Source organism: Actinoplanes sp. NPDC000266, assembly GCF_042899005.1.
GTDB lineage: Bacteria > Actinomycetota > Actinomycetes > Mycobacteriales > Micromonosporaceae > Actinoplanes.
In genome coordinates, this window is the sequence record NZ_JBIAZI010000004.1 from 146,869 (window position 1) to 167,419 (window position 20,551).

19 protein-coding genes are annotated in these 20,551 nt (G+C 70.5%); 3 read left to right on the forward strand and 16 right to left on the reverse strand.

The window, feature by feature from the left end:
* Positions 1-363 precede the first annotated feature (363 nt).
* The 11 genes from rpoZ to pyrR all read right to left on the reverse strand — a co-directional run bounded on the left by rpoZ (position 364) and on the right by pyrR (position 12,393).
* Positions 364-627: a DNA-directed RNA polymerase subunit omega gene (gene rpoZ / locus ACFY36_RS17150; protein WP_015623990.1), complete on the reverse strand. Its 264-nt coding sequence runs from the start codon at positions 625-627 to the stop codon at positions 364-366.
* A gap of 13 nt (positions 628-640) precedes the next feature.
* Positions 641-1,240 (reverse strand): guanylate kinase, encoded by a 600-nt coding sequence (gene gmk / locus ACFY36_RS17155; RefSeq protein ID WP_498653800.1) that lies wholly within the window; start codon positions 1,238-1,240, stop codon positions 641-643.
* Between the two features lie 33 nt (positions 1,241-1,273).
* Positions 1,274-1,591, reverse strand: coding sequence for an integration host factor, actinobacterial type (gene mihF / locus ACFY36_RS17160; protein ID WP_020517554.1), 318 nt, complete (start codon positions 1,589-1,591; stop codon positions 1,274-1,276).
* A 187-nt stretch (positions 1,592-1,778) separates the two neighbouring features.
* A complete protein-coding gene (pyrF, locus tag ACFY36_RS17165; protein WP_499746944.1) occupies positions 1,779-2,609 on the reverse strand; it encodes an orotidine-5'-phosphate decarboxylase in 831 nt (276 codons plus the stop codon).
* A gap of 241 nt (positions 2,610-2,850) precedes the next feature.
* Complete coding sequence (locus tag ACFY36_RS17170) at positions 2,851-4,089, reverse strand: adenosylmethionine--8-amino-7-oxononanoate transaminase (protein ID WP_499747548.1); 1,239 nt, start codon at positions 4,087-4,089, stop codon at positions 2,851-2,853.
* A 101-nt stretch (positions 4,090-4,190) separates the two neighbouring features.
* Positions 4,191-5,228, reverse strand: a complete 1,038-nt coding sequence (locus ACFY36_RS17175; RefSeq protein WP_499746945.1) for a quinone-dependent dihydroorotate dehydrogenase — start codon at positions 5,226-5,228, stop codon at positions 4,191-4,193.
* Positions 5,225-8,542: a carbamoyl-phosphate synthase large subunit gene (carB, locus tag ACFY36_RS17180; protein ID WP_499746946.1), complete on the reverse strand. Its 3,318-nt coding sequence runs from the start codon at positions 8,540-8,542 to the stop codon at positions 5,225-5,227. The genes ACFY36_RS17175 and carB overlap by 4 nt, the downstream gene beginning before the upstream one ends.
* A gap of 5 nt (positions 8,543-8,547) precedes the next feature.
* Positions 8,548-9,654 carry a glutamine-hydrolyzing carbamoyl-phosphate synthase small subunit gene (gene carA / locus ACFY36_RS17185; RefSeq protein ID WP_499746947.1) on the reverse strand — a complete coding sequence of 369 codons (1,107 nt, stop codon included), beginning with the start codon at positions 9,652-9,654 and terminating at the stop codon, positions 8,548-8,550.
* Complete coding sequence (locus ACFY36_RS17190) at positions 9,651-10,916, reverse strand: dihydroorotase (RefSeq protein ID WP_499746948.1); 1,266 nt, start codon at positions 10,914-10,916, stop codon at positions 9,651-9,653. Before ACFY36_RS17190 ends, carA begins: the two co-directional genes overlap by 4 nt.
* Positions 10,913-11,836 carry an aspartate carbamoyltransferase catalytic subunit gene (locus tag ACFY36_RS17195; RefSeq protein WP_499746949.1) on the reverse strand — a complete coding sequence of 308 codons (924 nt, stop codon included), beginning with the start codon at positions 11,834-11,836 and terminating at the stop codon, positions 10,913-10,915. The genes ACFY36_RS17190 and ACFY36_RS17195 overlap by 4 nt, the downstream gene beginning before the upstream one ends.
* Positions 11,833-12,393: a bifunctional pyr operon transcriptional regulator/uracil phosphoribosyltransferase PyrR gene (gene pyrR, locus ACFY36_RS17200; RefSeq protein ID WP_499746950.1), complete on the reverse strand. Its 561-nt coding sequence runs from the start codon at positions 12,391-12,393 to the stop codon at positions 11,833-11,835. Before pyrR ends, ACFY36_RS17195 begins: the two co-directional genes overlap by 4 nt.
* A gap of 288 nt (positions 12,394-12,681) precedes the next feature.
* Here pyrR and bldD point away from each other — a divergent pair, with 288 nt between their 5' ends.
* Entirely contained in the window at positions 12,682-13,170 is a 489-nt protein-coding gene (bldD, locus tag ACFY36_RS17205) for a transcriptional regulator BldD (protein ID WP_020517563.1), read from the forward strand.
* A 205-nt stretch (positions 13,171-13,375) separates the two neighbouring features.
* Here the strand turns inward: bldD and ACFY36_RS17210 are convergent, their stop codons facing one another.
* The 5 genes from ACFY36_RS17210 to aroB form a co-directional block, all read right to left on the reverse strand.
* A complete protein-coding gene (locus ACFY36_RS17210; protein WP_499746951.1) occupies positions 13,376-13,870 on the reverse strand; it encodes a GNAT family N-acetyltransferase in 495 nt (164 codons plus the stop codon).
* A 127-nt stretch (positions 13,871-13,997) separates the two neighbouring features.
* Positions 13,998-14,435, reverse strand: coding sequence for a transcription antitermination factor NusB (nusB, locus tag ACFY36_RS17215; RefSeq protein ID WP_499746952.1), 438 nt, complete (start codon positions 14,433-14,435; stop codon positions 13,998-14,000).
* Between the two features lie 2 nt (positions 14,436-14,437).
* A complete protein-coding gene (gene efp, locus ACFY36_RS17220; protein ID WP_499746953.1) occupies positions 14,438-14,995 on the reverse strand; it encodes an elongation factor P in 558 nt (185 codons plus the stop codon).
* 60 nt (positions 14,996-15,055) lie between these two features.
* The gene (gene aroQ, locus ACFY36_RS17225) at positions 15,056-15,484 is read right to left on the reverse strand and encodes a type II 3-dehydroquinate dehydratase (protein ID WP_499746954.1); all 429 of its coding nucleotides are present in this window, start codon (positions 15,482-15,484) and stop codon (positions 15,056-15,058) included.
* On the reverse strand, positions 15,481-16,527 hold the full coding sequence (gene aroB, locus ACFY36_RS17230) for a 3-dehydroquinate synthase (protein WP_499746955.1): 1,047 nt from the start codon (positions 16,525-16,527) through the stop codon (positions 15,481-15,483). The genes aroQ and aroB overlap by 4 nt, the downstream gene beginning before the upstream one ends.
* 109 nt (positions 16,528-16,636) lie before the next feature.
* On the opposite strand from aroB, the gene ACFY36_RS17235 reads away from it, so the two are divergent.
* Both ACFY36_RS17235 and ACFY36_RS17240 read left to right on the forward strand, forming a co-directional pair.
* Entirely contained in the window at positions 16,637-17,314 is a 678-nt protein-coding gene (locus ACFY36_RS17235; RefSeq protein WP_499746956.1) for a Clp protease N-terminal domain-containing protein, read from the forward strand.
* A 14-nt stretch (positions 17,315-17,328) separates the two neighbouring features.
* The gene (locus ACFY36_RS17240; protein WP_499746957.1) at positions 17,329-20,547 is read left to right on the forward strand and encodes an NACHT domain-containing protein; all 3,219 of its coding nucleotides are present in this window, start codon (positions 17,329-17,331) and stop codon (positions 20,545-20,547) included.
* Positions 20,548-20,551: the final 4 nt, after the last annotated feature.

The window sequence follows — 20,551 nt, forward strand, 5'->3', positions numbered from 1 at the left end:
CCCAGGACGGGACGGGCCAGGCCGAGACCCAGGACGGGACGGGCCAGGCCGAGACCCAGGACGGGACGGGCCAGGCCGAGACCCAGGACGGGACGGGCCAGGCCGAGACCCAGGACGGGACGGGACCCAGGACGGGCCGGGGCCCAGGACGGGACGGGACCCAGGACGGGCCGGGGCCCAGGACGGGCCGGGGAGAAAGGGCCGGGAAGGCCCGGGACCGAGGACGGGCCGGGGAAGGGCCCGGGACCGAAAGACGGCTGGAAAAACAGCGATCCCGCGGCCACACAGGTGGGCGCGGGATCGTGGCGGCGCTGGGCCGCTAAGTCGTGCTGTGGTGCCTGGCCGTGGTGGGCGATTCCCCGATCAGGGGTTGTCGGTCGCCTCGGCGGTCAGGAGGCCGGCGTTGATCTCGCGCATGGCGATCGAGAGCGGCTTCTCCTGCGGCGTGGTCTCGACGAGCGGGCCCACGTATTCGAGGAGGCCCTCACCGAGCTGGCTGTAGTAGGCGTTGACCTGGCGGGCACGCTTGGCCGCGAAGATCACCAGCGAGTACTTCGACGAGGTCTTGTCCAGCAGCTCGTCGATCGGCGGGTTGGTGATGCCTTCGGGGTTCGCGATGGTTCCCACAGTTGTTCAATCCTTAATGCTCTGGGGCTTGCGCTGGCGTCAGATATGACGAACCGAGCAATCCTACCAGCTCGTCGGCTGCACGCTCGACGAAGTCGTTCACGACCGTGCGGTCGAACTCCTTCTCGTGCGCCAGTTCCTCGTCCGCGTGCTCGAGGCGGCGGCGGATCGTCTCCTCGTCGTCGGTTCCCCGGCCGACCAGGCGGCGGCGCAGCTCCTCGACGCTCGGCGGGGCCAGGAAGACCAGCTGTGCGTCCGGCATCGAGGCGCGGACCTGGCGCGCGCCCTGCAGGTCGATCTTCAGCAGGACCGGCTGGCCCTGGCTCAGCCAGCCCTCGACCTGTGCCCTCGGCGTCCCGTAGAGGTTGCCGGCGAACTCGGCCCACTCCAACAGCTGACCGCCATCGATCAGCCGCTGGAACTCCTGGCGGGTCACGAAATGGTAGTGCTCGCCATCGGTCTCGTAGTCGCGCTTCTTCCGGGTCGTCACGGACACGGACAGCTTGATCCAAGGCGAGCGCGCCCGGATCAACTCGATCACGCTGTCCTTGCCGACCCCACTGGGGCCGGAGAGGACGGTGAGTCGGGCCGCCGGGCGCGCGTCGTCATCCATGCTCACAAGGCTCATTCAACACGAGCCCATGAGTCAGTTCGCAGCGAACTCCCCCAGGAGGGCCTTGCGCTGCTGGTCGCCGAGACCGCGCAGCCGGCGGCTGTCAGCGATCTTGAGCTTCTCCATGATCTGCGTCGCGCGGATCTTGCCGATGCCCGGCAGCGCCTGAAGCACGGCCGAAACCTTCAGCTTGCCGACGACCTCGTCCTCCTCCGCGCGGTCGAGCACCGCGGCGAGGGTGGTCTTGCCGGACTTGAGCTGTTCCTTCAGCTCAGCCCGAGCCTTGCGGACTTCCGCGGCCTTCTCCAGCGCTGCAGCGCGCTGCTCGGGGCTCAGTGACGGGAGCGGCACCAGTTCTCCTCAGGTCCCTATCGCGACGGTAGGTCAATACCGGCGCTTCTGTGAAACGTGGTGTGCCAGGTAACCAAAGGGGCATGTGGTTCCCCGGCGCCGGGAAAACTAGCGGTCAACGGCGCTTTCGGCAACGTGGGGGTACCCCCGGACCCGCTGTCCGCGTCCCTGGTAAGCAGGGACCTTTTCACCCGAGCGCAGCTGCGCACTCGTCTGCGGCGCGTTCGGCTGCTAGACGCAGCTCGGCCACTGATGGTCCCGCTGTCAGAACTTCCCGTGAGTACGACGGCAGCACGTTACGCAGGCTTTCCCCGAAGACACGGCGCAGGTCGGAGGGGGTCGCACCCTGTGCTCCGAGGCCCGGGGCGAGCAGTGGACCGTTCACTGCGGACAGGTCGTGGCCGGTCTCCCCGATCGTCGCCCCGATGACCAGACCGAAGCTTCCGAGGGGCTCGGCACCCCTGTTGAGCTGGGAAATCTCGTCGATCATGGTTTGCGCCACGGTCTTGCCGCCGGCTCCGACGGCGTGCTGAACGGACGGTCCCTCCGGATTGGACGTCAGGCCGAGGACGAAGACGCCGCCGCCGTTGGCGGCCGCGACGTCGAGTGCCGGCTGCAACGATCCGAATCCGAGATAGGGACTCACAGTAATCGCGTCAGCACGCAGAGAACTCGCCGGATCAAGGTAGGCGGAGGCGTACGCGGCCATGGTCGAACCGATGTCGCCGCGCTTCACGTCGAGCAGGACAAGAGCTCCGGCCTCCCGAGACTGTCGGATAGTTGACTCAAGAATGCCGATGCCGCGTGACCCAAATCTCTCAAAAAACGCCGACTGCGGCTTGAGCACGGCCACCCGATCGGCCAGGGCCTCGACCACCGTTAGGGCGAAACGTTCCAGGCCGGCCACGTCGTCGGACAGGCCCCACCTGGCCAGCAGAGCGGCGTGCGGATCAATGCCGACGCACAGCCGGCCACGCTTCTCGGTCGCCTCCACGAGGCGCTTGCCGAAGGTCTCCATCGTCAGTGATTCCTCTTCCGTGTCGGGTGGCCGCCAGCGCGCGGGCGGCCGATGCGGTAGTGCGGATCTTGCGTGAGGCGGAGTGCGGATCTTGCGTGAGGCGGAGTGCGGATCTTGCGTGAGGCGGGGAGCGGATCTTGCGTGAGGCGGGGAGCGAAGGGCCCGGGCGAATCGGCCATGGAAACGGCCGGGGCCGAGCGGTGGAAAATCTCCGTGTGTTCTGCGCCGCAGTGCGCCGGATTCAGCCGACCGTGGCCGCCGCGGCGACCCCCGCGGTGATCCGGGCGATGTCCTCGGCCCCCGTGACGTACGGCGGCATCGTGTAGATGAGATCGCGGAAGGGCCGCAACCAGACTCCCCGGTCCACCGCCGCGGCCGTCGCGGCCCGGATGTCCACGTCGTGATCCAGCTGCACCACCCCGATGGCGCCCAGGACCCGGACGTCCGCGACGCCGGGCCGCCCCCGCAACGGCTCCAGGCCGTCCCTGAGACCGTTTTCGATCAGTCGGACCCGATCTACCCAGGACCCGTCCCGCAGGAGCCTCAGCGACGCTCTGGCGACCGCGCACGCGAGCGGATTGCCCATGAAGGTCGGCCCGTGCATGAGCCCGCCACCCGCGCCGCCCGAGATCGCCTCGGCGACCGCCGTCGTGCACAGCGCCGCCGCGAGCGTCAGGTAGCCACCGGTGAGCGCCTTCCCGACACACATGATGTCGGGCACGACGCCGGCGTGCTCGGCCGCGAAGAGCTTCCCGGTCCGCCCGAACCCCGTGGCGATCTCATCGAAGATCAGGAGGATGCCGTACGCCTCGGTCGCCTCCCGCAGCACGCGCAGGTACCGCGGATCGTGGAACCGCATGCCACCCGCGCCCTGCACGACCGGCTCGACGACCACCGCCGCGATCTCCGCCGAGTGCCGCTCGATCATTTCGACGAGCTTTTCCGCGTACGCCTCGTCGAAGGCCACCGGAGGCGCGTCCGCGAAAATCTGCGCCGGCAGCACCCCGCTCCACAGCGAGTGCATCCCACCGTCCGGGTCACACACGCTCATCGGATGGAAGGTGTCCCCGTGATAGCCGCCGCGCCAGGTGGCCAGCTTGCGCCGCCCGGGCCGTGCCTGCAGCGCCATCTTGATCGCGACCTCGACACTGACCGACCCCGAGTCGCACAGGAAGACGTGCTCCAACCCGCGCGGGACCAGCTCGACCAGCTCGGCCGCCAGCTCGATGGCCGGCTCGTGGGTGAGTCCGCCGAACATCACGTGGCTCATCCGCCGCGACTGCTCGATCAGAGCCTCGTCCAGCACCGGATGCCGATAGCCGTGGATCGCCGCCCACCACGACGACATCCCGTCGACCAGTTCACGGCCGTCGGCGAGCTTGAGCCGTACGCCCGAAGCGCTCTCGACCAGATAGGGCTCACTCCGCCCGGGCATCGGCCCGTACGGATGCCAGACATGCGCCCGATCAAGCGCAAGCAGCCGCCCCGCCTCCGCCGGCGCGGAAGTAGGGGGCGCGGCGCCGCCCGGCCCCCCGGCCGGGGACGACGAGCCGTCCGCGGCCGGGAGGTGCGGGGCGCTGGTCATCGCGCGGCGCGAGCCAGGGCCGTGTAGCGGTGAGCGGCGGCTTTCGCCGCGGCCCGCACCAATGCGGGCCCCTTGTAGATGAAGCCGCTGTAGAGCTGCACCAGCGACGCCCCCGCGTCGAGCAGGCGGGTCGCGTCGCCGGCTTCCATGACGCCGCCCACCCCGATGATCGGCAGGCGGCCGGCGGTCTCGGTGTGGACGAAGTGGACGACCTTGCGGGCCTTCTCCGTCAGCGGCCGGCCGGAGAGGCCACCCGCCTCCGACGCCCTCGGCTGGTCGGGCCGGGCCAGGCCGTCGCGGGACAGCGTCGTGTTCGTGGCGATCACGCCGGCCGCGCCGTGGCTCAGGCAGACCTCGAGGAGCTCCGCGATCGCCGGCTCGGTCAGGTCGGGGGCGATCTTCACAAGCACCGGCTTCGGGCCGACCAGGGCCTTCAGCAGGTCGGCGATGGCCGACTTGTCCTGGAGACTGCGCAGGCCGGGCGTGTTCGGCGAGGAGACGTTGACCGCGATGTAGTCGGCGTACGGGTGGAGCAGGCGGTGCGAGGTCAGATAGTCCTCGACCGCCTCCTCCAGCGGGGTCACCTTCGACTTGCCCAGCGAGACGCCGAGCGGCACGCCGATCGGGCCCAGCGCGGCCAGGCGGGTGGCCAGGGCGGCCGCGCCGGCGTTGTTGAAGCCCATCCGGTTGATGATCGCCTCGCTGCCGCGGAGCCGGAACAGCCGCGGCTTGTCGTTGCCGGGCTGCGCCTTCGCGGTGACCGTGCCGACCTCGACGAAGCCGAACCCGAGGGCCGGCCAGGCCGGCAGCGCGACGCCGTTCTTGTCCATGCCGGCGGCCAGGCCGACCGCGTTCGGGAAGCGGACCCCGAACGCCTCGACCGGCGCGCTCGTCGCGTAGCGGGCCCGCATGAGCGACCGCGCCGGCGCCGGCAGCCCGGCCAGCCGGTGCAGCGTGAACTCGTGCGCCGTCTCCGCATCGCCACCGCCCAGCCGGAACAGGACCGGCCGGACGGTGGACTCGAACAGCGTCACTGGGAACCGCCGCGCAGGGCCGCGTGCAGCTCCTGCAGCGGCCGCACCGACATGTCGCCGCGCATCAGGGCTTCGATGCCCATGACCGCGGCCGCCGCGCCCGGAACCGTGGTGATGCTCGGGATGTCGGCCGTCACCGCGGCGCTGCGGATCTCGTACCCGTCCGAGCGGGCGGAAGCGCCGGAGCCCTGCGGGGTATTGATGATCATCGCGATCTCGCCGGACTGGATCAGCGAGATGGCGTTCTGGCCGGGGCTCTCGTAGTGCTTCGGCACGATCTCGCAGGCGACGCCGTAGCGGCGCAGCACCTCACCGGTGCCGGCCGTGGTGACGATGGTGAAACCGAGGTCGGCCAGCCGCTTGATCGGGAAGACCATGGCCCGCTTGTCCCGGTTCGCCACCGACACGAAGATCTTGCCGGCGGTGGGCAGCGACCCGTACGCCGCCGCCTGCGACTTGGCGAACGCCTGGCCGAAGCCGGCGTCGATGCCCATGACCTCGCCGGTCGACTTCATCTCGGGGCCGAGCAGGCTGTCGACGCCCTTGCCGGCCGGGGTGCGGAACCGCTTGAACGGCAGCACCGCCTCCTTGATGGCGATCGGCGCGTTGGCCGGCACCGAGCCGCCGTCGCTGTCCGGCAGCAGGATGCCCTCGGCCCGCAGGTCGCCGATGGTGGCGCCCAGCATGATCCGGGCCGCCGCCTTGGCCAGCGGCACCGCGGTCGCCTTGGAGACGAACGGCACGGTCCGCGACGCGCGCGGGTTGGCCTCGAGCACGTAGAGCACGTCGTCCTTGAGGGCATACTGCACGTTCAGCAGGCCGCGCACCCCGACGCCGCGGGCGATCGCCTCGGTGTAGCGGCGCACCTCGGCCAGGTGCGAGCCGGCCAGGGTGATCGGCGGCAGCGAGCAGGACGAGTCGCCGGAGTGGATGCCGGCCTCCTCGATGTGCTCCATGACCCCGCCGATGTAGACGTCGCCGTTGGCGTCGCAGAGCGCGTCCACGTCGATCTCGACCGCGTCGTCGAGGAACCGGTCGACCAGCACCGGGTGGTTCGGGGAGATCTCGGTGGCCCGCTCGATGTAGCCGCGCAGCGTCGGCTCGTCGTAGACGATCTCCATGCCGCGGCCGCCGAGGACGTACGACGGGCGGACCAGCACCGGGTAGCCGATCGCGTCGGCGATCTCCTTGGCCTCCTCGAAGCTGGTCGCCGTGCCGTGGTCGGGCGAGCGCAGGCCGGCCTTGGCCAGCACCGCGCCGAACAGGCCGCGGTCCTCGGCCAGGTCGATCGACTCGGGCGAGGTGCCGACGATCGGCACGCCGGCCGCCTTGAGCCGGTTGGCCAGGCCGAGCGGGGTCTGCCCGCCCAGCTGCACGATCACGCCGACCACGCCGGGGCCGCCGGCGGCCTTGCCCGAGCTGTCCTCGGCGTGGAAGACCTCGAGGACGTCCTCGAAGGTGAGCGGCTCGAAGTAGAGCCGGTCGGCCGTGTCGTAGTCGGTCGAGACCGTCTCCGGGTTGCAGTTGACCATGACGGTCTCGTAGTCGACCCCGCGCAGAGCCATGACGGCGTGCACGCAGGAGTAGTCGAACTCGATGCCCTGCCCGATGCGGTTCGGCCCCGAGCCCAGGATCAGAACCTTGGGCCGGTCGGACGGAGCGACCTCGGTCTCTTCGTCGTACGTCGAGTAGTGGTACGGGGTGTTCGCCTCGAACTCGGCCGCGCACGTGTCGACGGTCTTGTAGACCGGGCGCACGCCGAGCCGGTGCCGCAGGGTGCGGACGCCGTCCTCGCCGGCCAGCTCGGGCCGCAGCGCGGCCAGCTGCTTGTCGGAGATTCCCGAGCGCTTGGCCGTACGAAGAAGCTCCTCGTCGAGCACCGGCGCGTCGAGGATCTCCTGGCGGAGGTCGACCAGCGCCTTGATCTCGTCGAGGAACCAGGGGTCGATGCGGCCGCTGGCCTCGTGCACCTGCTCGACCGTGGCGCCGAGCCGCAGTGCCCGCTCCACCGTGTAGAGACGGCCGTCGTGTGGAATGCGCAAAGCAGACAAAACGTCGTCGAGGGAGGAGGGAGCGTCAGGCCGGGTCCAGAAGCCGGCGGCCGAAGTCTCCATCGACCGCATCGCCTTGTTCAGGGCCTCGGCGAAGTTACGGCCGATCGACATGGCCTCGCCGACCGACTTCATCGTGGTGGTCAGCTCGGGGTCGGCCCCCGGGAACTTCTCGAAAGCGAAGCGCGGGATCTTCACGACCACGTAGTCGAGGGCCGGCTCGAAGGCGGCCGGCGTCTTGAGCGTGATGTCGTTCGGGATCTCGTCGAGCGTGTAGCCGATGGCCAGCTTGGCCGCGATCTTCGCGATCGGGAAGCCGGTCGCCTTGGAGGCCAGCGCCGACGAGCGGGACACGCGCGGGTTCATCTCGATCACGACGAGCCGGCCGTTGTCCGGGTTGATCGCGAACTGGATGTTGCAGCCGCCGGTGTCGACGCCGACCTCGCGCAGCACGGCGATGCCGAGGTCGCGCAGGTTCTGGTACTCCCGGTCGGTCAGCGTCATGGCCGGCGCCACGGTCACCGAGTCGCCGGTGTGCACGCCCATCGGGTCGATGTTCTCGATCGAGCAGACGACCACGACGTTGTCGTGCTTGTCGCGCATCAGCTCGAGCTCGTACTCCTTCCAGCCGAGCACGCTCTCCTCGATGAGCACCTCGTGCACCGGGGAGGCGGCCAGGCCGGAGCCGGCGATGCGCTCGAGGTCCTCGTCGGTGTGCGCCATGCCCGAGCCGAGGCCGCCCATGGTGAACGAGGGCCGGATGACGACCGGCAGGCCGAGGTCGGCGACGGTCGCGCGGACCTCGTCCATCGAGTGGCAGACCCGCGAGCGCGGGGTGTCGCCGCCGGCCTTGGCCACGATCTCCTTGAACAGCTGACGGTCCTCGCCGCGGCGGATGGCGTCGACGTCGGCGCCGATCAGCTCGACGCCGTACTTCTCCAGGACGCCGCTCTCGTGCAGGGCGATCGCGGTGTTCAGCGCGGTCTGGCCACCGAGGGTGGGCAGGATCGCGTCGGGGCGCTCCTTGGCGATGACCAGCTCGACGAACTCGGGGGTGATCGGCTCGACGTACGTGGCGTCGGCGAACTCCGGGTCGGTCATGATCGTGGCCGGGTTCGAGTTGACCAGTGAGACGCGGATGCCCTCGGCCCGCAGCACCCGGCACGCCTGGGTGCCGGAGTAGTCGAACTCGCAGGCCTGGCCGATGACGATCGGGCCGGAGCCGATCACCATGACGTGCTTGAGATCTTCACGCTTCGGCATGTGGGTCAGCCCTTCTTCTCGACCAGCTCGACGAACCGGTCGAACAGGTAATCCGCGTCGTGCGGGCCGGCCGCCGCCTCGGGGTGGTACTGGACGGTGAAGGCGGGGACCTCGATGCCCCGCAGGCCCTCGACCACCTCGTCGTTGAGGCACACGTGCGACACCTCGACCCCGCCGAAGTCGGTGTCGATCACCTTGTTGAGCGGGGCGTCGACCGCGAAACCGTGGTTGTGGCTGGTCACCTCGACCTTGCCGGTGGTCTTGTCGAGCACCGGCTGGTTGATGCCGCGGTGGCCGTAGCCGAGCTTGTAGGTGCCGAAGCCGAGCGCCCGGCCGAGAATCTGACTGCCGAAGCAGATGCCGAACAGCGGCTTCTCGCGGCGCATGACCTCGCGGGCCAGCGCGACCGGCCCGTCCGCCGTGGCCGGGTCACCCGGGCCGGGCGAGAAGAACACCGCGTCCGGGCTGACCGCGAGCAGGTCCTCGATGGAGGACGAGGCCGGGAAGACGTGGGTGGTCACACCGCGCGCGGCCAGGCGCCGGGTGACGTTGCGCTTGATGCCGAGGTCGAGCGCGGCGACGGTGTAGCGGTGCTCGCCGACGGCGTCGATCGTGTAGCGGGAGGACGTGGAGACCTCGGCCGAGAGGTCAGCACCTACCATTTCCGGGCTTTTCCGGACTCGCTCCAGGACCGATGCCGGGTCGAGGTCCACGCTGGAGATGGCCACGCGCATGGCGCCCCGGGAGCGCAGGTGGCGGGTGAGGGCGCGGGTGTCGACGCCGCTGATGCTGACGACGCCCTCGGCGGCGAGCCGCTCGCCCAGGTCACCGGTCGCACGCCAGTTGGAGGGGCGGCGCGCGGGGTCGCGGACGACATAACCCGCCACCCAGATGCGAGAGGACTCGTCGTCCTCCTCGTTCACGCCCGTGTTGCCGATCTGCGGCGCGGTCTGGACGACGACCTGCTTGTGGTACGACGGGTCGGTCAACGTCTCCTGGTAACCCGTCATGCCGGTCGTGAAGACCGCCTCACCGAACGTCTCCCCGACAGCGCCATAGGCCGTACCGGAGAAGGTCCTTCCGTCTTCCAGGACCAAAATCGCTTTTGTCACTTAACAGCCTTCCCATCGAGGACCGTAGGAACTCCCCGGAGGAACGTCGCCACGATGCGACCCGGCAGGGTGGTGCCCGCGTACGGTGTGTTGCGGCTGCGGCTCGCCAGCTCGGCCGGGTCGACGACCCGGCGGGCGGACGGGTCCACCAGCGTCAGGTTGGCCGGGCTGCCGACGCTCAGGTCGGTGCCGTGGCCGGTGAGGCCCGCGATCTTGGCGGGGGTGCGCGACATGCGGTCGGCGATCAGCTCCCACCGCTCGCCGAGCACGGAGAGCACGACCGGCAGCGCCGTCTCCAGCCCGACCATGCCGGGCCGGGCGTACGCCCACTCGCACTCCTTGTCCTCCACCGCGTGCGGCGCGTGGTCGGTCGCGACCACGTCGATGACGCCCTCGATCAGCGCTTCCCGGAGGGCGTGCACATCTGAGGCCGTACGCAATGGGGGGTTGACCTTGTAGACCGGGTCGTACGACGCGGCCAGTTCGTCGGTGAGCAGCAGGTGGTGCGGCGTGACCTCGGCCGTGACGCGGACGCCGCGGGCCTTGGCCTGCCGGAGCACCTCGACCGAGCCGGCGGTGGAGACGTGGCAGACGTGCAGGCGGCTGCCCACGTGCTCGGCCAGCAGCACGTCGCGGGCGATGATCGCCTCCTCCGCCACGGCCGGCCAGCCGGTGAGGCCGAGGCGGGTGCTGACCTCGCCCTCGTGCATCTGGGCGCCCTCGGTGAGCCGGGGCTCCTCGGCGTGCTGGGCGATGATGCCGTCGAACGCCTTCACGTACTCCAGGGCGCGGCGCATGAGGCGCGGGTCGGCGACGCAGAAGCCGTCGTCGGAGAAGATGCGCACCCCGGCGGCCGAGGTGGCCATCGCGCCCAGCTCGGCCAGCTGCTTGCCGGCCAGGCCGACGGTGACGGCGCCGATCGGCTGCACGTCGACCAGCCCGGCCTCGCGGCCCAGGCGCCAGACCTGCTCGACCACGCCCGCGGTGTCGGCGACGGGCGAGGTGTTGGCCATCGCGAAGACCGCCGTGTAGCCGCCGAGCGCGGCCGCCCGGGAGCCGGTCTCGACCGTCTCGGCGTCCTCGCGGCCGGGCTCGCGCAGGTGGGTGTGCAGGTCGACCAGGCCGGGAAGCGCGACCAGGCCGTCGGCGTCGATGACTTCAGGTTTGCCCGAAATGTCGCCGACGATGGCGCCGTCACTCACCAGCAGGTCGGACGGCGCGGCGCCGAGAACCGAGACACCCTTGATCAAGAACGAGCTCACGCCTTGCCCCCAAGCAGCAGATAAAGGACGGCCATGCGGGCGCTGACCCCGTTGGCGACCTGTTCGACGATGGTGGAACGGGAGGAGTCGGCCACCTCGGGCGTGATCTCCATGCCCCGGTTCATCGGGCCGGGGTGCATGACGATCGCGTGCTCGGGCAGCTTGCGCATGCGCGCGAGGTCGAGACCGTAGCGGCGGCTGTACTCCCGGGCGGACGGGAAGTACGAGTCCTGCATGCGCTCGGTCTGCACCCGAAGCATCATCACGACGTCCATCTCGGGCAGGACGCTATCGAGGTCGTACGACACTTTCGCGGAGGGCGACAGCGCGGCCGCGACGTCCAGCGGGATGAGCGTCGGCGGCCCGACGAGGGTCACGGATGCGCCGAGCGTCGTGAGCAGCAGAAGGTTTGATCGCGCGACGCGACTGTGAAGCACGTCACCCACGATCGCGACCTTCAGCCCGTCGAGTTTCCCGAGACGGGAGCGCATCGTGTACGCGTCCAGCAGCGCCTGGGTGGGGTGCTCGTGGGTGCCGTCGCCGGCGTTGACCACCGACCCGTCGACCCACTGGGCCAGCCGGTGCGGCGCCCCCGACGCGGGGTGCCGGATCACGACGGCGTCGGCGCCCATGGCCTGCAGGGTCAGCGCCGTGTCCTTGAGGCTCTCACCCTTCGAGACGCTGGAGCCCTTGGCCGAGAAGTTGATGACGTCGGCCGAGAGGCGCTTGGCCGCCGCCTCGAACGAGATGCGGGTGCGGGTCGAGTCCTCGTAGAAGAGGTTGACCACCGTGCGGCCGCGCAGCGTCGGCAGCTTCTTGACCTCACGACCGGCCAGAGCGGCCATCTCGCCCGCGGTGTCCAGGATGAGAGTGGCGGTGGCCGCGTCGAGATCGGCCGCCGAACGGAGATGCTTTATCACTTGTCGCTCCCCGTCAGTCGTACCTCGTCGAGGCCGTCCGTCTCGGTCAGTGAGACGCGGACGCTCTCCGAGAGAGAAGTCGGAATGTTCTTGCCGACGTAGTCGGCGCGGATCGGCAGCTGCCGGTGGCCACGGTCGACCAGGACCGCGAGCTGGACCGAGCTGGGGCGGCCCTCGTCGTTCAGGGCGTCCAGGGCGGCCCGGACCGTGCGGCCGCTGAACAGCACGTCGTCGACGAGGATGACCCGCAGGCCGTCGATGCCGCCGCCGGGCAGCTCGGTCTTGCCGAGCGCGCGGGTGGCGTGCAGCCGCAGGTCGTCGCGGTAGAGGGTGATGTCGAGCGATCCGACGGGCACGTCGATGCCCTCGAACGCGTGAATGCGGGCGGCCAGGCGGTGGGCCAGCGGCACGCCGCGGGTGGGAATCCCGAGAAGAACGGTGCCGGTGGCGCCGGACGTCTTCTCGAGGATCTGATGAGCGACACGGTCGACGACCCGGTGCAGGTCGGACGCGCTCAAAATGATCTTGCTGGGCGTGTCGGCACGTGGCTGCGCCACGGCGGACCTCCTTCCCCGCCTCACGGGACGGGTCGTTAAAGGAAGTTCAGGGCAACCCCGGGAGGGGCCACCACATGGGCTGACGCTACGTTACCAGTGCGCGCGGCGATGACCATGGTGACGTGCCTGACCGCCACCACACTCGGACTTATGTGACAGATCTACCGTGAGCCACAGGACTCATCGGTAACCGACACTTGACCGGAAGTCGCAAACTCCGTACCGTCACGCTGCGTAGCGATCGCGGAGGAAGAACCCTCCGCGGCATGCACAGTGGGAGTGTTCCGAATGCCGTCTGAGTACGCCAAGTCGTTGGGCGCCCGCCTGCGTTCCATCCGCCAGCAGCAGGGCCTGTCCCTGCAGGGCGTGGAGGAGAAGTCGAACGGCCGCTGGAAGGCCGTCGTGGTGGGATCGTACGAGCGTGGCGACCGCGCGGTCACCGTCTCGCGTCTCGCCGAGCTGGCCGACTTCTACCGCGTTCCCGTGTCGGAGCTGCTGCCCGACGGCAGCGGTGTCCGCCTCGAGGCCACCAACAAGATCGTGTTGGACCTCGAGAAGCTGTACGACACCACCGGCGAGGACCTCGCCTACGTCGCGCGGTACGCCCGTGCGATCCAGCAGCAGCGCGGCGACTACAACGGCCGCGTCCTCTCCATCCGCGCCGACGACCTGCGGGCGCTCGCCATCGTCTACGACATCTCCCCCTCGGGCCTCATCGAGCGCCTCACCGAGCAGGGTGTCCTCGTGGCCGACCCGCGCGCCTTCTTCGCCAGCTGATTTTCGCCAACTGAAACGTTGCGCCTCCGCCGAGGCGGCGTTTCCTCACCTGGTGAAACAGGCGAAAAACAACGCCGATCTCCCCATCGGCCACATCCCCCTTCCCCCGTCGACTCGCCGAGCCGGCCAGGCCCCCCGCCTTCCCGCCGGCCCAGAGTCCCACACGCTGAAAAGCCCGCGTTCTCCTACGCGGGCTTTTTCGCGTCTACAGCGCCTTGTAGTAGCGGACAAGCGGCAGGCCGGTGAAGCCGGCCCTCTCGTAGGCGGCCCGGGCCGGCCCGTGTCCCGGATCGCCGCCGGTGGAGACGCTGGCCAGGTCGACACCGGCCTCGCGCATGTGCCGCAGAGCGTGATCGATCAACGCCGCCGCGATGCCCCGCCGCTGCCGGGCCGGGTCGACCGCGATCATCTCGATCTCGGCGGAGCCGGGCTCCGAGTGCGCCGCGTCGTGATGGACGACCGCCACGAACCCGGCCGGCCCTTCGCCGTCGTCCGCCACCCAGCTGGTGGCGGCCAGCTCACGGCAGGTCTGCTCGACCGCCCCGGCCTGCGCCTTGGCCCAGTCGGGATAGAGCCGGTGGAAGACGCGCGGGCCCAGCACCTGCTCGAACGACGCGAAGACCGGCGCCCAGGCGCGCACCGAGAACTCCACCACCGCCGGAAGGTCGGATTCGGTCAGCGGGCGGATCGAAAGGGCCATGCGTCAACCGTCGCAGGCCCGTCCAGCGAATTAGCCGCCCGGCGACCACTCGCCGTGATGTCGACCATTTTGATCAAGCGTGAAAAAGACCCCGAGCTCACCGGAGCCCGGGGTCTTTCGCTGAGAATCAGCGGGTCGCGAACTCCGCGATGCGGCCGAGGATGCCGTTGAGGAAGCGCGGGCTGTCGTCGGTCGACATCGTCTTGGCCAGCTCGACGGCCTCGGAGATGGCGACCGGGTCGTCGATCTCCGAGACGTAGAGCAGCTCGTAGACGGCGATCCGGGCCAGGTTGCGATCGACGACCGGCATGCGCTCGAGGGTCCACCCCTCGGCGTAGCTGGCGATCAGCTCGTCGATGCGGTCGAGATGGTCGGCCACGCCCTCGACCAGGCCGATCGAATATTCGAGGTGGTCCGGATGGGGCTTGGCGATGCGCTCGAGGTAGGTCGCGAGGACCTCCCGCGGCGGGAGATCGCGCAGATCGGCCTCGTAGAGCACGTCCAAGGCCCGTTTGCGGGCCTTGCGACGGGCCGGCGTCTGCGTCGAGCGAGGGGCATCAGCCATGATCAGGAACGACCGAGGTAACGGCCGTCGCGGGTGTCGACCTTGATCTTCTCGCCGGTGGTGATGAACAGCGGGACGTTCACGGTCGCGCCGGTCTCGACCGTGGCCGGCTTGGTGCCGCCGGTCGAGCGGTCGCCCTGCAGGCCCGGCTCGGTGTAGGTGACCTCGAGGAACACGCTGGTCGGCAGCTCGATGTAGAGCGGGACGCCCTCGTGGGTCGCGACCGTCGCCTCGGCCTCGGGGAGCAGGTAGTTGGCGTTCTCGCCGACCGTGCCGCCGGCGACGGTGATCTGCTCGTAGGTGTCCAGGTCCATGAAGACGAAGTCTTCGCCGTCCTGGTAGAGGTACTGCATCGTGCGCTTGTCGACCGTGGCCGTCTCGACCTTGGTGCCGGCGTTGAACGTCTTGTCGACGACCTTGCCGGACAGCACGTTCTTGAGCGTGGTGCGCACGAACGCCCCACCCTTACCGGGCTTGACGTGCTGGAACTCCACCACGGACCAGAGGCCGCCGTCGAGGTTGAGCACCAGGCCGTTCTTCAGGTCGTTCGTGGAAGCCATGCCCTGCCTTGATTTCTATGGAAGCTGTCGGTGACCGACCGAGTTTACCGGCGGAGACGTCTAACCGGCGAATCGGGCCAGGTGCTCGAGCGCGAGCCGGTAACCATCGACACCCAGACCCGCCACGACGCCGGTGGCGACGGCCGAGATGACCGAATGATGCCTGAATTCCTCGCGTGTATGAATGTTCGAGATGTGTACCTCGATGAGCCGTCCGCCCAGCTGGGCCGCCGCGTCCCGGACCGCGATGTTGTAATGCGACCACCCGGCCGGGTTGAGCACCACGTCGGCGCCCTCGTCGGCCGCCTGGTGAAGCCAGCGGATCATCTCGAATTCGGCGTCGGTCTGGCGCACCTCGATCCGCACGCCGAGCCGCTCCGCGGTCTCCAGGCAGAGCTTTTCGAGATCGGCGTACGTCGTGTGGCCGTACACCGAAGGCTCTCTCGTGCCCAGCCGGCCCAGATTCGGCCCGTTCAAGACGTAGATCATCGCGCCACCTCCGCGTACGCCCGCTCGAGCAGGCTCTCGTCCGGGCCGGTCAGGATGCCCGGTTTGGCCAGGCCGTCGAGCACCACGAACCGCAGCGTGGCGGCCCGGGTCTTCTTGTCGACGCGCATCGCGCTCAGCAGCTCGGGCCACGCGCCCGCCTCGTACGACGTCGGCAGCCCCACCTTTTCCAGCACCGACCGGTGCCGCCGTGCCGTCTCCTCGTCCAGCCGGCCGGCCAGCCGGGCCAGCTCGGCGGCGAAGATCAGGCCGACCGCCACCGCGTGCCCGTGCTTCCAGGTGTACCGCTCGCGCTTCTCGATCGCGTGCCCGAGCGTGTGCCCGTAGTTCAGGATCTCGCGCAGCCCCGACTCCTTGAGGTCGACGCCGACCACCTCGGCCTTGACCCGGATCGCGCGCTCGACCAGTTCCCGGAGCACGGCGTCGCCGAGGTCGTCCTTCTCGATCAGGTCGAGGATGACGGGGTCGGCGATGAACCCGCACTTGATCACCTCGGCCAGGCCGGCCGTCAGGTCATCGGCGGGCAGCGTGGCCAGCGAGTCGAGATCGCACAGCACCCCGGCCGGCGGATGGAACGCGCCGACCAGGTTCTTGCCGGCGGCGATGTTCACCCCGGTCTTGCCGCCCACGGCCGCGTCGACCATGCCGAGCAACGACGTCGAGCACGGCACCCACCGCACCCCGCGCAGCCAGCTCGCGGCCACGAACCCGGCCAGGTCGGTGACCGCTCCCCCGCCGACACCGATCACCACGTCCGTACGGGTGAAGTTGCTGGCGCCCAGCTCGTCCCAGCACCTCGACGCGACCTCGACGGTCTTGCCCGCCTCGGCGTCCGGCACCTCGATGAGCAGGGTCTGCACGCCCGTCGCGGCGGCGATCAGCTCGGCCCGGTCACGCAGCGGGGCCGAGAAGAGCACGGCCGCCTGTGCGGCCCCGCCGATCAGCGACGGCAGTTCGCCTGCCAGATCACGGCCGACGAGCACCTCGTACGGACGGTCACCGGCCACCTGAATTCGTGTCACCACGGCGCAAACCCTAGACCCGTGTCCCGGAGGGAGCGCACCCCATGGCGCCCGTTCCACCACCCGGAATGGGGTTATATCTTTGTACCCCCATACGGGTTACACATGAGCCATGCCAAAAATCAACGTCTACCTGCCCGACGACCTCGCCGACGCCGTCCGGGAGAGCGGCGTCCCCGTCTCCGCGATCTGCCAGCGCGCCCTGGAACAGGCCGTCCAGCGGGTCGCCGCCATCCGTGACGCCACCGCCAACGACCTCGACCCGGCCGCCCTGGCCGAGCGCCTGCCCAGCTTCACCGCCCGCCTGGTCACCGTCCTCGGGCTGGCCGCGGGGCGCGGGATGCCGGTGACCACCGGCGGCCTGTTGCACGGCGTCCTCGCCGAGGGCGACAACCTGGCCCTCCAGATCCTCACCGCGATGGACATCCCGCCCACCACACTGACCGCCCCCGGGACCGCCGAGCCTCTCAGCGACGCCACCGGCCCCCGCTTCAGCCGCTCGGCCGCGATCGCCTTGGAACTGTCGGTCGGCGAGGCGATCGGTCTCGGCCACAACTACGTCGGCTGTGAGCACCTGCTCATCGCCCTGGCCGCCGAGCCCGACGGCGCCGCCGGCGAGGTCCTGCGCGCCCGGGGCGCCGACGCCCGGGCCACCCGCCGCGCGGTCAGCGCGGCCCTCGCCGGATACGCCCACCTGCGCGCCAACCGGGCTCCGCAGGCCGACGCGCTGACGACCGCGCTCGCGCCCCTGATCGAGCGGATCGAGCGCCTGGAGAGTCGCCTCGACTGAGTACAGTCCGCCACGTGACGGGAATCGAGACCGCACTGCTCAATGTGGGCCGTGCCGTCGTCACGCCCCTGTTCACGCGATGGCTGACCGGCCGGCGGCAGACCCGCGAGCGCACCCTGCCGCTGGCCGACCTCCTTCAGCAGTCGGCCAAGGACGAGTTCACCCGGCGCCGCGGCGAACGCCAGATCGAGTCGGTCGTGGACGAGGTCGCCGAGCGGCTCGGACCGCTGATCACCAGCCGTTTCGCGTCGCTGCCGCCGAACGAGGCGGTGGCCGCCCTCGACGCCGTGGCCGACACCTTCCGCCGGGCCGACCTCACCGACGACGCCCTCTTCGCGGTCGACCTCGATCCGGTGCGCCTCGCCGCCCACCTGCGGCGGAGCGCGCCACCGGCCGCCCTTTCCGAGCTCGGTCAGCGGCTGTACGACGTCGCGCTCGACGACTGCAGCCGCTGCTTCACCCAGTTCGTCGTGCGGACCGCGCCGTTCGGCCACCGCGCCGCCGTCGAGATGCTCGCCCGCCTGAGCGAGCTCACCGGCATCATGTCGGAGGCCCTGCGTCATCTCGCGGTGAGCGGTCCGGTCCCGCTCGACTTCCTTCCCCGGTACGCCGAAACGCTGTCCCGCAAACTCGACATCCTCGAACTCGTCGGCGTCGAGACCCAGTTCCGCCCCCGCACCACGCTGAGCGTCGCCTACATCAGCCTCGCCGTCACCGGCGAGCGCCCCACCGGCAAGCCGCAGTGGGAGCCGGCCCTGCTGCGGCACTCCCGCCCCGACAACACCGGCGCCGAACGCGTCGAGCAGGCCCTGGCCCAGCGTCGCCGCACCCTGATCCGCGGCGAGGCCGGCGCCGGCAAGTCCACCCTGCTGCGCTGGCTGGCCGTCACCGCCGTCCGCGGCGGCTTCACCGGCCCGCTGGCCGAGTGGAACGGCCGCGTCCCGTTCCTGATCAAGCTGCGCAGCTGGCCGTCGGCCCTGCCCGCCCCCGAGCAGTTCCTCACCGGCGTGGCCGACCCGATCGCCGGCACGATGCCCCCGGGCTGGGTGCACCGGCAACTCGCCGGCGGCCGCGCCCTGCTGCTGATCGACGGCGTCGACGAGCTGCCCGCCGACCGCCGGCCCCGGGTGCGGACGTGGCTGCGTGACCTGCTCGACACGTACCCCGACTCGATCGTCGTCGTCACCTCGCGCCCGCCGGCCGCGTCGGCGCGCTGGCTCGACGACTTCGACTCCCTCTCGCTGGAGCGGCTCTCCCCGGCCGACGTCCGCGCCCTGATCAGCCAATGGCACCGGGCCGCGCGCGACTCACCGTCCCTGCCGTGCCCGCCGTCCGAGCTGCCCCGCTACGAGCAGGCGCTGCTGACCCGGCTCGCCGCCAACCGTCACCTCTACCGCATGGCCGGCAACCCGCTGATGGCCGCCATGCTGTGCGCCCTCAACCTCGACCGCGAGGCCCATCTGCCGCCCGACCGGATGGGCGTCTATCAGGCCGCGGTCGACATGCTCCTGCATCGCCGGGACACCGAGCGCGGCGTGCCCATGCTGCCCGCCATGACCGTCCGCGACCGCCTTCAGCTTCTGCAGGATCTGGCCTGGCGCCTGTCCCTCAACAACAGATCGGAGCTTTCCCGTACGGAGGCGGAGTCGTACCTGGCCCGGCGGCTGGCCGCCATGCCACGCGTGCAGGCGGAGCCCGCCGCCGTCCTGGTCCACCTGATCGAGCGCAGCGGTGTGCTCCGCGAACCGGTCGGCGGCCGGGTCGACTTCGTGCACCGCACCTTCGGCGAATATCTGGCCGCCCGCGAGGCGGCCGAGCAGAACATGGGCGGCATGCTGGCCGGACAGGCCCACCTCGACGCGTGGCGCGAGATCATCGTGATGGCCGCCGGACACGGCAACGCCCCGATGCGTACCGAACTGATCGAAGGTCTCCTCCGCCGCGCCGACGCCGAGCCGCGCCACCGTCGCGCGCTGGTCCTGCTGGCCGCGGCCTGCCTGGAGACGATGCCCGCCCTGGAACCGCCCCGCCTGATCGGCGAGATCCTGGGCCGCCTCGACACGCTGCTGCCGCCGCGCCGCGAGTCGGAGGCCCGCTCGCTGTGCATGGTCGGCGAGCCGATCCTGGAGCGCCTGCCGCGTTCCCTCACCGGTCTCACCGAGTCGCAGGCGGCCGCCGTCATCGACACCGTGGCCCTGGTCAACAGCCCCGCCGCCCTCCAGATGCTGGCCGGCTACGCCGCCGACCCGCGCCCCAAGGTGCAGACGCTGCTGATCGACGCCTGGCGCGCCTTCGACCCTTCGGAGTACGCGACGCAGGTGCTGGCCGAGGCGCCGCTCGACGACGGCAGCGCCACCATCACCGAGCCCGCGCTGCTCGGCGCCACCCGCCATCTGCGCCACCTGCGCACCCTCCGGGCCCGGTTCGACCGCCCGGTCGACGTGGCCGGCCTGCCACCCGCCGCCGCCCTCACCGACCTGTTCCTGGTCGGCCGCGGTCACCGCAACCTTCATCTCCTCGACCGCTACCCCGGCCTGCGCGAGCTGCACCTCTGGAACGGCGACGCGATCACTCGCCGGGACGTGGAGGGCCTCGGCCAGCTGCGCACGTTCGCGGTCTCGGACGGCGCCGCCCTGCACCCGGACGCCGTCGCCGCGGTGGCCGGCCTGACCGGGCTGCGCAGCCTGCACGTCCGGCTCGGCCCGGAACCGGCCGACGTCTCGGCCCTCACCGCGATGCCGGCGCTCGAGGAGCTGGGCCTCGAAGGCGCGCCGATCGCCGGCTTCGGGCCGCCGAACGACCTGGGCCACCTCGAACTGGGCCACGGCACCCTGACCGCCGACGACCCGGGCCGGCTCGTCGAGGCCTTCCCGCGCCTGCGGGTGCTGACGCTCTCCGGCGCCGAATGGACCGACATCGCCTTCGCCGGCGACCTGCCGCGGGTCGAATATCTGGTGCTCCGCGACCCCACTTCGCCGGCGCTGCGGACGCTGCGCCCGCCGCCGCGCCTGCGCATGCTCTGGCTGAGCATGGACGAGGCTCTGGATCTGACCCCGGTCGTACGCCTGACGCAGCTGACCGAGGTCGGCATCTGGCTCCCGGCGGGCCGCGCCATCGACCTGTCGCCGTTCCGTGACTGGCACGGCGGCCCGCTGGACATCGCCTTCTCCAAACGCAACCGGATCACCGGCCGGAAGGGCCTGCCCCCGGCCGTGCGGATCAGGCTGCCCTGAGCAT

Bases quoted from the DNA above. Each gene is read 5' to 3' on its own strand.
- gmk (WP_498653800.1), bottom strand. From the start codon at position 1,240: ATGGATGACGACGCGCGCCCGGCGGCCCGACTCACCGTCCTCTCCGGC.
- pyrF (WP_499746944.1), bottom strand. From the start codon at position 2,609: ATGGAGACCTTCGGCAAGCGCCTCGTGGAGGCGACCGAGAAGCGTGGC.
- carB (WP_499746946.1), bottom strand. From the start codon at position 8,542: ATGCCGAAGCGTGAAGATCTCAAGCACGTCATGGTGATCGGCTCCGGC.
- bldD (WP_020517563.1), top strand. From the start codon at position 12,682: ATGCCGTCTGAGTACGCCAAGTCGTTGGGCGCCCGCCTGCGTTCCATC.
- ACFY36_RS17210 (WP_499746951.1), bottom strand. From the start codon at position 13,870: ATGGCCCTTTCGATCCGCCCGCTGACCGAATCCGACCTTCCGGCGGTG.
- nusB (WP_499746952.1), bottom strand. From the start codon at position 14,435: ATGGCTGATGCCCCTCGCTCGACGCAGACGCCGGCCCGTCGCAAGGCC.
- efp (WP_499746953.1), bottom strand. From the start codon at position 14,995: ATGGCTTCCACGAACGACCTGAAGAACGGCCTGGTGCTCAACCTCGAC.
- aroQ (WP_499746954.1), bottom strand. From the start codon at position 15,484: ATGATCTACGTCTTGAACGGGCCGAATCTGGGCCGGCTGGGCACGAGA.
- ACFY36_RS17235 (WP_499746956.1), top strand. From the start codon at position 16,637: ATGCCAAAAATCAACGTCTACCTGCCCGACGACCTCGCCGACGCCGTC.